General features: G+C 34.3%; 9 protein-coding genes. 8 read left to right on the top strand and 1 reads right to left on the bottom strand.

Annotation, left to right across the window (positions count from 1 at the left end; translation table 11 throughout):
* Positions 1-96: 96 nt before the first annotated feature.
* From CD29_RS17685 to CD29_RS17700, 4 genes are all read left to right on the top strand, one after another.
* Complete coding sequence (locus CD29_RS17685; RefSeq protein WP_036189890.1) at positions 97-525, top strand: DUF1801 domain-containing protein; 429 nt, start codon at positions 97-99, stop codon at positions 523-525.
* Between the two features lie 76 nt (positions 526-601).
* Positions 602-1,372: a sporulation protein gene (locus CD29_RS17690; protein ID WP_036189892.1), complete on the top strand. Its 771-nt coding sequence runs from the start codon at positions 602-604 to the stop codon at positions 1,370-1,372.
* Positions 1,373-1,548: 176 nt separating this feature from the next.
* The gene (locus CD29_RS17695) at positions 1,549-2,580 is read left to right on the top strand and encodes a threonine aldolase family protein (protein ID WP_036189894.1); all 1,032 of its coding nucleotides are present in this window, start codon (positions 1,549-1,551) and stop codon (positions 2,578-2,580) included.
* Positions 2,581-2,673: 93 nt separating this feature from the next.
* On the top strand, positions 2,674-3,822 hold the full coding sequence (locus CD29_RS17700; protein WP_036189896.1) for an MFS transporter: 1,149 nt from the start codon (positions 2,674-2,676) through the stop codon (positions 3,820-3,822).
* A 12-nt stretch (positions 3,823-3,834) separates the two neighbouring features.
* On the opposite strand, the gene CD29_RS17705 is transcribed toward CD29_RS17700, so the two are convergent.
* Positions 3,835-4,524 (bottom strand): TerC family protein, encoded by a 690-nt coding sequence (locus CD29_RS17705; protein ID WP_036189898.1) that lies wholly within the window; start codon positions 4,522-4,524, stop codon positions 3,835-3,837.
* Between the two features lie 177 nt (positions 4,525-4,701).
* Between CD29_RS17705 and CD29_RS17710 the strand changes: the two genes are divergently transcribed.
* The 4 genes from CD29_RS17710 (at position 4,702) to CD29_RS17725 (ending at position 11,569) form a co-directional block, all read left to right on the top strand.
* Entirely contained in the window at positions 4,702-5,457 is a 756-nt protein-coding gene (locus tag CD29_RS17710; RefSeq protein ID WP_052124241.1) for a GNAT family N-acetyltransferase, read from the top strand.
* Between the two features lie 199 nt (positions 5,458-5,656).
* The gene (locus tag CD29_RS17715) at positions 5,657-7,549 is read left to right on the top strand and encodes a DNRLRE domain-containing protein (protein WP_036189899.1); all 1,893 of its coding nucleotides are present in this window, start codon (positions 5,657-5,659) and stop codon (positions 7,547-7,549) included.
* Between the two features lie 48 nt (positions 7,550-7,597).
* Positions 7,598-11,038 (top strand): polymorphic toxin-type HINT domain-containing protein, encoded by a 3,441-nt coding sequence (locus CD29_RS17720; RefSeq protein ID WP_036189900.1) that lies wholly within the window; start codon positions 7,598-7,600, stop codon positions 11,036-11,038.
* A gap of 27 nt (positions 11,039-11,065) precedes the next feature.
* Positions 11,066-11,569: a DUF2247 family protein gene (locus CD29_RS17725; protein ID WP_036189901.1), complete on the top strand. Its 504-nt coding sequence runs from the start codon at positions 11,066-11,068 to the stop codon at positions 11,567-11,569.
* The last annotated feature ends 87 nt before the right edge of the window (positions 11,570-11,656 follow it).

Genomic DNA, 11,656 nt, shown 5'->3' on the forward strand with positions numbered 1-11,656 from the left:
TCACCTTACTATTATCGTTTTAGTATCTTTTACTTCCCATTAAATATTTAACATTGGTATAATTTTTCCAATAAGCTTTTTAGGAGGTTAAATCCCTTGGTAAAATACGAACTAAAAACAAAAGAAACAGATCAAAGTGTAATAGAATTTATTGAAAGCGTTGATAGTTTAAAAAAGCGCGAAGATGCATATAACTTATTGAAAATTTTTGAAGAAACTTCTGGTTATGAAGCAAAAATGTGGGGTCCAAGCATTATTGGTTTTGGCTCATATCATTACAAATACGCAACCGGGCATGAAGGTGATGCACCTCTAGCTGGGTTCTCCCCTCGAAAAGCAAAGATAAGCCTTTATTTTTCACCAAGTTTGCCGAACCGTGAGGAATTATTAAGTCGTCTTGGAAAACATACAACAGGTAAGTCATGTGTTTATATTAACAAGCTAGCAGATGTTGACGAAAACGTACTAAAAGAACTGATTGTACAAGACATACAATATGTACAAAAAATTTATCCTTCAAATTAATATTTTTTGGAATCTTTTTGCATTCTGATTCGTAAAAAATATAGACAATTTTATTTCCATTGGAGGAACGTATACTATGTCATTTTTCAACAAAATGCTAGCTAGTATTGGAATCGGTTCATCGAAAGTTGATACGAAATTAACAAAATCATCCTACGAAGCTGGAGAAATTATTCGTGGAGAAGTAGAAATTTATGGTGGTAATGTTGAACAACAAATTGATGCTATTTATTTAACTTTGTATACAACGTACATTAAAGAAATAGAAGACACGAAGTATACATCGAAAGCACCGATTGAGAATTATCGTGTAAGTGAGCCATTCACTATAAAAGCAAATGAAAGAAAAACAATTCCATTCTCATTCCAATTGCCATATGACATGCCAGCAACAGTTGGTAGTACACGTGTATGGGTTAAAACAGAATTAGACATTCGCAGTGGTGCAGACTCAGAGGATAAAGACTATATTGAAATACGTCCTTCAAAAATTGCTGCAAGCGTATTAAACGAAGTTCAAAATCTTGGTTTTAGATTACGTAAAGCTGAATGTGAAAAAGCATCTTATCGCTATAAAAGTAAATATCCGTTTATCCAAGAATTCGAATATGTACCAGTTAGTGGGCCATTCCGTGGACGTTTAGATGAGCTAGAAGTAGTGTTCTTATCACAGTCAGAAAATCAGGTAGATATTTTAATGCAAGTCGACCGTCGTGCAAGAGGTTTTGGTGGCTTTTTAGCAGAAGCGTTTGATGCGGATGAAAGCCATGTACGATTATCAATATCATCGTACGATCTTCCAAATCTTCGTCAAAAACTAGAACAAACAATTTCAAGATATTCGTAAAAAATGAACAAAATGCTTAGGGAGTCAAGATATCCCTAAGCTATTTTTTTGCCTATATTTTTTGAATTTTACATCATTTTAAAAAAGTATAAAAATATTTATTTCGACGTGATATTATGTTTTATGTTCTATCGTTTTTATAAAGGACATTATACCTGAAGAAGTGGGGTTATATGATGAAATACAGTTTTCGAAACGATTATAGTGAATTAGCTCATCCAGCATTACTAGAATCATTGCTGCAAGCGAGTAATGAACAAAATAAAGGCTATGGTCTAGACAAGCATTCAGATAATGCAAAACAATTAATTAAACAAAAACTTGAAACTGACAATTGTGATATTCATTTTGTAACAGGTGGGACTCAAGCAAATGCAACAGTGATTTCTTATATCCTACGTCCCTTTGAAGCAGTGTTAGCTTGTAGTACAGCTCATATTAATGTTTATGAAACTGGTGCGGTTGAAGCTACAGGACACAAAGTTGTGACTGAAGAAGGAATCGATGGAAAATTAACGCCCGCTCATATTGAACATGCTTTAAAAGCGCACTATGACGAACATATGGTGAAAATTGGGATGGTGTACATTTCCCAATCGACAGAATTAGGAACGGTTTATAGCTATGAGGAACTAAAAGCGATTAGCGATTACTGCAAAGAGCATAATTTATATTTATTTATAGATGGGGCAAGACTTGCTAGTGGACTTGCTGCTAGTGATATAACTTTTAATATGTTTAAAGATTTATGTGATTGTTTATATATTGGTGGAACGAAAATCGGGATGTTAAGCGGGGAAGCGATTGTTCTGTTTAACGACCGCTTAAAACCATATTTTAGGCATCATATAAAAAATAAAGGAGCATTACTTGCAAAAGGTTATGTTGTAGGGATTCAATTTGAAAGAATGTTTCAAGATGATCTTTATTTGCAATTAGGTTATCAAATTAACGACCTTGCAAGATTTTTAACTAATGAATTAAAAGCATTAGATGTACCGTTCTTCAGTGAATCATCAACGAATCAAATTTTCCCGATCTTCAGTAAAGAAGTAATGGAAAGTTTGAGTGAATTGTATGATTTTGAAGTTTGGGAACCGGTTGATGGGGGATTTGCTATTCGTTTTGTAACTTCTTGGTTTACGACAAAAGAGGTTTGCGAGGAATTAATCGAAGATATTAAAAAATTATTAAACCATCAACAGTAGTACTATACTGTTTGAAGAAGTATTTAGTACATTGCCGTCCATTATGCTAAAATCAGCTAATGGACGTTTTTTCTTTGGAGGATATTTACATATATGAATAATCAACGTTGGCTTTCTCAGAATTTCTTTATCTTTTTCTTTACATGGGGCGTATTTATGCAATATTGGCCTGGCTGGTTAGTGGAAGGAAAGGGTCTTCACGTGTCCGAAGTCGGTTTTATAATGGGTATTGGCCTAATTGCAAGAGCTGTCGCTACCTTATTTGCCTATCCATTCGCAGCAAAGTTTTTAAGTAATAAAAAACTAATATTGTTGTTAGTAATTGGTTCTATAATTATTACATTAACGTATATCCCAGCCAATTCTTATACGTCTTTATTAATTATTACATTTGTATTTAGTTTATTTTACCCTTCATTGCTACCTGCCATTGAAAGTGGGGCAACAGTACTTGTTCAAGAAGGAAATGTCCATTATGGGAAAAGTCGCTCATATGGATCAATTGGGTTTGTCGTAGCGGTGTTCATCATTAGTGGAATTATTAGTGTATTTAATGAAAATGCTATTTTATGGTGTATGATTGTATCTCTTTTTATCATGTTGTTGTTGCAAGCAATGCCTGCACCTGCTAGTCTCTTAGAACAACCAACTGCTGCGGATCGAAAAGGTTCGTACTCAATGCGCAGTTTATTTAAAATAAAAGGATTTCCACTGATTCTATTCATAGTGATTCTTTTGCAAGGGTCTTTAGCATCCTATTATAGTTATAGTTATATCTATCTACAGGATTTAGGAGTGGAAACACTTTATATAGGGCTCATTTTAAATATAGCAGTGATTTTTGAAATCCTGTATTTAAGTAAGGCTGAAGTATTTTCTCATTATCGAACATCAACATTGCTATTAATAGCTGCAATCGCTGCGACAGTGCGATGGATAATGATTTGGCTATTTCCAAGTGTGTGGTCGTTTATTTTGTCACAAACATTGCACTCACTTTCTTTTGCTATGGCACATTTTGCCTTTATCCAATATATTACAAAAGTGTTGCCAAAGCAGCAACTTTCCAATGCACAAGGAGTCTATTCAGCATTAGCTATGAGTTTAAGTGCAGCTTTACTAACTTTTTGGGGTGGGTTTCTTTATGAGATTCAACCTGGTTTAGCCTTCTTAGGGATGATTGTCTTTACAATTCCAGCGATTTTCCTTATTGTAGCCACTCGTAACAAATATCATTATTGAGAAAAGTCGTCCTTATTTTTGGACGACTTTTCGATTTTTTCTTATTAAATACAGCTTTACAGTAATGCTGATGAGAAGGACTGTGATTACAACAATGGCCTGAAATTGTTGAACTGAATGTGTCGTCGGAAAAAACTGGTCAACATAGGGATCTTGTGTAATCATTTTGGCTCCAGTATAAGCTAATATACCCGTACCAACAAAAAGAATAATTGGTAGCTTTTCTAATAATATAATGACAAATGTGCTACCCCAAATAACGATTGGAATAGAGATTGCCAACCCGATAATCACAAGCAATGTATTTCCATCAGATGCCCCGGCCACTGCGATAATATTGTCAATGCCCATTAGTAAATCTGCTAAAATAATCGTTCCAATCGCACCAAAAAACGTATTTTTACTTGGTTTCATATTCATTTGTTGATCAGCGAGTAAAATTTTGTAAGCAATATATAATAATAGAACTCCTCCTACTAACAAAAGGCCATCGATTTCGAGTAGTCTTACAGCAACTAATGTAAACGCGATTCGAACAAATACAGCAGTAAACGCGCCAAAAATAATTGCCTTTTTTTGTTGACTTTTTGGTAAATTTTTTGCTACCAACCCTATAAGGAGTGCATTATCACCAGCCAATACGAGGTCGATTAAAATGATTGTTATTAAACCTACGAAAAACTCATCGGTTAACCATTCCATATGTATCTCTCCTAATCTAAATATGTACGTATGAAATATGTATATGAATTTTAAGAGGGGATATTCAGAAGTTTTTTCGTACTATTGATTGTCTTATAAAACTGTGGTAACTTATTGCAAATGTATTGGGAGTGATAGAATGTTTAGAAGGCTATTTGAAGAAGACAGAGACAATTGATGGCATTTGTAAGTAAAAAGCCTGCAGAAAACTTATTTATCATTGGAGATGTAGAGGTCTATGGATTTGAACAAGACTTCCAGAAACTTTGGGGCGGATTTAATGATGTAGGGGAATTAGACGCAGTTTTATTAAAGTGGGAAGGCACTTATATCCCTTACGCTGAAGGTAAGTACGATGTGGAGGGATTTGCGAATATAATGTTAGCTGATCCTTCTATGAGAGAACTTTCGGGTTTAAAAGAAGTGGTTGAACCATTAAAAGCACTTATTCCTAAAAAACTAAACACAGAAAATCAATTTTATTATGCAAAATGTACGGATCCCACGGTTATGAAAAGGGATGAGGATCTTGAGTACATTCAATTGATGGCAAATGAGGATATAGTTGAATTAGTAGAGCTACTTAAATCGATTCCTGAATTTCAATCTAGTAACATAACAGTAGAATCGAAGGAAAGAGCATTAAAAGATGGGACAGGTAAGACATATTTTGTTCGAGTGGACGGGAAAATTGTTTCCACTGCTTCTACAACAGCGGAAAATAAACATTCTGCTATGGTGGTGGGGGTTGCGACTCGGGAAGATTATAAAAGAAAAGGCTACGCATCTGATATTATGATCAAGCTATGTAAAGAGCTATTAGCTGAAGGAAAAGAACTATGCTTATTTTATGATAATCCTGAAGCGGGGAAAATCTACAAACGCCTTGGTTTTGAAGACATCGGTTTTTGGAATATGTATCGATTTGAGTAAATGGAGTATGAAGAAAAAATTTATGAAAACTAAAAAAAGGATGGCCAGTAATTTCTAGTTTTGGGTCATCCTTTTTTTAGGTTTTTAAGGTAATTCCTAACCTCTATATACATAATTTACTTGCATATTTATTAAATTTTTGATGATACACTTTTCTTGCTCTACCAAATTCAAAATATTATAAAAGAAAGGTGTATTTATGAACAAAAATTTAACAAAATGGTTATCCTCCTTCATCGTTGGTGCAATGGTCTTTACGAGCGTACCAATTTCCAACATATCAACAGTTAATGCAATAGATTCAAAAGATAAAACTGTCAACACACCTCAAATTAATCCTGAGAATAATGCAAATCGAGTTGAATTAGTTGAGGAAAGATCTGAGACATCTAAAACATTTTTAAATCCAGATGGAACATTGACAGCAGAAATTTCTCAAAAGCCTATCCATTTTAAAAATACTAAAAATGAATGGCAGCCTATTGAAAATGAGTTGAAAATAAACGCAAAAGAACAAGTCTTTGAAAATGAAGCGAATTCTTTCAAAGTCAAATTTAATCAGGAACAGACATCAGACAATCCCATCATGGAAATAGAAGATAACAAAACTTCTGCAGAATTTGAACTTGCACCACTTGAGCACACAGATGCCGAACCAACTATCACAGAAGGCATTGTGGATGGAGAATCTATCTTATATCCAGATGTTTACCCTAATATTGATATAAAGTACACAGTGGGTAATGATCGTGTGAAGGAAGATATCATTTACAACGAAAAACCAAGCGAAGGGTTCCCTGATCAGTTCACTTATAAAATGGAACTAAATGGTTTAATTGTGAAAGAATCAGAAGGAATAATTTATTTATACGAAAAAGAGAACAATGAACCTTTATACTACTTTGATATGCCTTTTATGTACGATTCCTATAAACCTGAAGGCTTTCAGTCCGTTAAAGAGATTGAATCGATTCCAGAAGATGCAATTTCCTATGATATACAGCTTAAGCACGAAGTAATCAATAATGAATTATTTTTGCATGTCATCCCAAACAAAGAATGGTTAGAAGATGAAAAACGTGTCTATCCACTAACAATTGACCCAACACTTGTTAAACTTCAGTCTTCTAATTATGTAGTAGATACAAATATTCGTAGCGCACTTCCTACTCAAACTGGTGGAAATGACACGGAAATAGGTGGAGGTAGGTATGATCAGAATATCATTCGAGGATTATTGAAGTTTGATGTATCCTCCATACCGGTGAATTCGGATGTCATGTCTTCCCGCTTAAATTTATGGTACTCATCGACGAGTAATAACAATAAAATTGATCTTAGTGTTCATAACGTAACAAAGGATTGGTCTGAGAATCAGGCAACCTGGAACTTAGCGAAATCTACTCCTCAAACTCCTTGGACGACTAAAGGTGGCGATTTTGTTAGTGTGCCACTATCAACTGTCCATGGATTAACTGGCATATTAGACTTAGCATGGGCACAAATGAGTTGGGATATTCCTACCTATCTAACTTACAGTTGGATGTACAATCCGTCTAGTAACAATGGCTTGTTACTAAAAAGTGTTCAAGAAAACGTCAATACCTATAAAAAATTTATATCAAGTGAACATCCAATCGATAGCCAATATCATCCAATGTTAGTGATTACTTATAAAACATCTGCAAGACTTGGGTTAGAAGATTATTGGAAATATGACGTCCACCCGTTAATCGGTGGAAACGTATTCTCGAATATTACAACAGCGAATAATGTGGTACAGTATAATGATTTCAGTTTATTAGCACGTGGCGGTTATGGATTCGACTTTACGAGAACGTATAATTCAAAGTCGCTGGAGAAATCGATCTTTGGCTACGGATGGACATCGTCTGCTCTGGAAAATCTATTCATCAACTCTTCTGGTAATACAATTGATTATACTGATGAAGATGGAACCACACACACATTTACGTACGATCCAGCAACGACTCAATATAAATCAGGACCAGGGAAATACTTAACTATTCGAGAATATTCAAAATTAGAGAATAATAGAGTTAACTATTATTATGAATTATCAGACCAGTAAGGAGAAAAAACGACCTTTAGAGTCAACAAAGTAGAATACGGCGCAGGTATGCAAATTGCGAAGATTTTATCAAAGGAAGATCGACACGGCAATCGGATTCTCTTCGAATATAATAATGATCAACTCATCAATATTACAAGTCAATTAGGAACCAATTTAACAAAATCGATTAATTTTACCTATTACTCAAATGGCTTAGTAGAAACAGCTGAATTTGAAGGGACAATCTATAAGTATATTTATGATTCCGGTAGTAAATTGAAACAAGTGGATCAGCTGAAAAATGGAATAACCCTTACAACGACTCGTTTTGACTATCATGTTGATAATCGAATATCCGATATTATCGACCCAAAAAATCGCAAAACAACATTTACGTACGATAATGGAACACTAACCCAGGTACAAGAGCCTGACATAAAAAATGATGTAGATGCGGTAAACCGTCCAGGAACAAAGTATACATTGGACATGGTGAATAAAATTGCAACAATAACTGAACCAGAAGGTAAATTAACAACTACTTATTTTATGAATGATAATTATGTTACTGAAGAAGTTGAATCGGGTGATATCGTAATTCAATATGAATTAGATTCCAACTACAATGTAACAATGGAAAGTGTAAATGGTTATACAAAAAGGAATGAGTATGATCAAAATGGAAACTTAACTTGCGAATATGAACAAATTGGAGACTTACCAACAACTTGCGAGAATGCTAAAAAAGTTCTTCAATCCTTCACGTATACAACTTATGGAAATATAGAAACCTACACTGATTCTAATAATAAAACAACTACGTATAGGTATAATCCAAAGGGTGATTTGTTACAAGTTATTGTCCCTGACAGTAATGCCGTAGGTGGTCAATTAATTACAAATTATGAACCTGATGAGTTTGGAGATGTAAATTCTATTACCCTGCCTGATGGAACAAAGGAATCATTTGACATAAACTACACAGCTCTTGTAAAAAGTATTACGAGTGTAGATGCTTTTGGAAATGAAAGCTATGAAGAAATCGATTTAAAGGGAAATGTACTAACAAATGTCAATGGTAAAAAGCAGACATATAAATATGAATATAATGATAAAAACGAATTAGAAATAGTTCTAGATCCAAAATTAAAGATTACAAAATATGGTTATGATGCCAATGGAAATCTAAAAACCATACGTAATGCACTAAATTATGAATCTTCATTTTTCTACAATGGTCAGAATTTATTAAAAGAAGAAACGAATGCAATTGGAAAGAAATACAGTTACGATTATGACCATAACGGCAATCTGACAAATATTAAATTGCCAAACAATGGAACTATTGATAAAAAATATGATGATCTAAATCGTATATCAGAGGTATATTCAAGCGGGAAATTAATATGGAAATATAACTATAAGGGCGAACATTTAGAATCTATTAATAAAGGATCCTCTTTATATAAAACTTTCGATTACTATGATAACAATTTTTCGCAATCAATTCAGGAAGGGAATAATTCAATCAATTATGCCTACCTAGGAGAAGAATATTATAACCAAATTAAATATACAATTGGCAGCGAAACAGGTACCCAACTTGTAACAATTCTTGACTATAAAGCAGATGATCTGTACCGTACTGAGGAAATAAAAAGAAACGAGGAACTGCTGGCATCATTTGAGTATAGTCCAACAGGTTTACTTGAATTGATAGACTATACAAATGGTAGCTCAATTTCCATGCAGTATGATCGAAATCGCCTATCGAACTATATACTAAAGAGCAAAAGCGATTTTACTTTAGACAGCTATACTTTCGAGTATGATGCAAACAATAATATTGATAAAGTTTTTTCAAATGCAGGGATTACGGATTATAAATATGATAATTTAAACCAACTGGAAGAAGAACACCTTCCAGAAGGTACAAGCATTTTCTATACCTATGATGATGTAGGAAATCGTAAAACCAAAACCATTACGAAATCTGGTTCAACAACCACACAAAGCTATGTTTATAATGGCGTAAATCAGTTAATAAAAGTTGGCAACCAAGACTATCAATACGATGACAATGGGAACTTATCATTCGATGGTTCCAAAACCTATGTATTTAACAATTTCAATCAATTAGAAGAAATTAAAGATAATAGTGGAAAAACAATTGTAAGCTACACATATGATGAAGAGGGAAAAAGAAAGAGCACAACGACTCTCGATGGTACGGTTAATTATTTCTATGATGGAGTTCAAGTCCTTTTCGAAACAGACGAAAACAACCAAGTATTAAGAGAATACACTTATGACGACTTTGGTCATCCGTTAACGATGACGACGAATGGCAAAACTTATCGTTATTTATTCAATTATCACGGAGACATCACTGCATTAACTGATGAAAATGGTGAAGTAGTAGCTTCGTATTCCTATGATGCGTGGGGGAACATACTGTCTCAATTGGGACCAATGGCTTCAGAAAATCCATATCGTTATGCAGGCTATCGCTATGATGAAAATACTAAATTGTATTATTTATTGGCTAGATATTATAATCCAGATAATGGGGTATTCCTATCTATTGACCCGGTAAGAGGAAGTTTATACGATCCGTTAACAATAAATGGATATAACTATGTAAGCAATAATCCAGTGATGTTAGTTGATCCGGATGGCGATTGGGCGTTTTTAATTCCTATGGCAGTTACAGTAGCACGAGCTGTTGTGACTAAAGTGGCAAAGCAGATAGTTAAAAAGGCAAGCAAGGTAGTTAAGAAAACTGGTAATGCTTGTAATTGTTTTATTGCAGGAACTAAAGTGTTAACAGACGAAGGGGAGAAGAATATCGAAGACATTGAAGTCGGAGATAAGGTTCTCGCCAAAGATGAGAATAACCCTGATGGAGAATTGGCTTACAAAGAAGTTACAGCTTTATACCGCAACCAACGTGATGATATTATTAAGTTACATGTTGGAGAGCAAATTATTGAGACGACAGACAATCATCCGTTCTGGGTAGAGGGGAAAGGCTGGGTCTTCGCAGATGAACTTCAAGTTGGCGACAAACTCCAAAAGGCTGACGGAAGCAACCTGACGATTGACAAAGTTGAGTTTGTTAAACTAGACGAACCTGTTACGGTTTATAACTTTACAGTTGAAGATTACCATACGTATTATGTGACCGATATTGGGATTTGGGTGCATAATACGAATTGTATGGATAGTAAATCGGCCTCTAAGATTATTAGCGGCGCTGCGCGAAAAGGTTCCGGATTAAAAGATGATAAATATCACCGTGCTGCAAGTTTTTTATCAGAAGATCAGCTAGCCAAAGGGACCACTTTTAATGTTATAGGTAAAGATAAGATATCACGTACACTACTTCAAGTTAATGGTGAATTTAATGGTAAAAAGGGCATATTTGAGTATTTGATTGATGTTGATGGGAAGGTTTCACACCAGAGATTTAAAGTTGGTGGAGTTATTAACGGTAAACTAAACTAAGTATAAATGAAGAGGTATAGGTAGAAGATGAATACTCTGAATATTGTTATACCATATGAATATGTTAAAAAATTAATCGATGTAACATGGAACGATATTTTATTTGCTATTGAACATGGTTTTATGACAAGGAAATCTGCCATTGAACATGCTTTTCATGTCATAGGATGTGATCCGAATCCACCCCAAAATGTAATAGATTTAGCTTGGGCGAAAGATAATAACGCCATTTTCCTCCATCTAGACAAAATAACTAACTCTAAAGTGAGGGATGACGGTGTCTGTAAGAAAAAGTTTTTATATTTAATATTGAATTGGGTATTTGAAAATAAATCGCAATACCCAGATCCTCTTTGTATGGTCGAAGTGATTTATGCTGATTTTGGTTATCCGACTGAAATTTCTGAATTCGTTCGATATATGCCTGCCAAAGAGCCTATTTTTGATTCAGTTGATGAAAATATAGATCGACTTTTTCTAATGTGGAAATCTTATTTAGAGCAGGAGAAAATTAGATATCTAAAAGATTAATTTTTTGTATGACCTTGATGGTTTTGTCCTTCAAGGTCTTTTTTTGTGCGCTCGGCATGGGCTTATAACTTGGTGGTGAAAGTCCAC

The sequence above is a fragment of the Ureibacillus manganicus DSM 26584 genome, from assembly GCF_000772945.1.
In the GTDB taxonomy this organism is placed as follows: Bacteria; Bacillota; Bacilli; order Bacillales_A; family Planococcaceae; genus Ureibacillus; species Ureibacillus manganicus.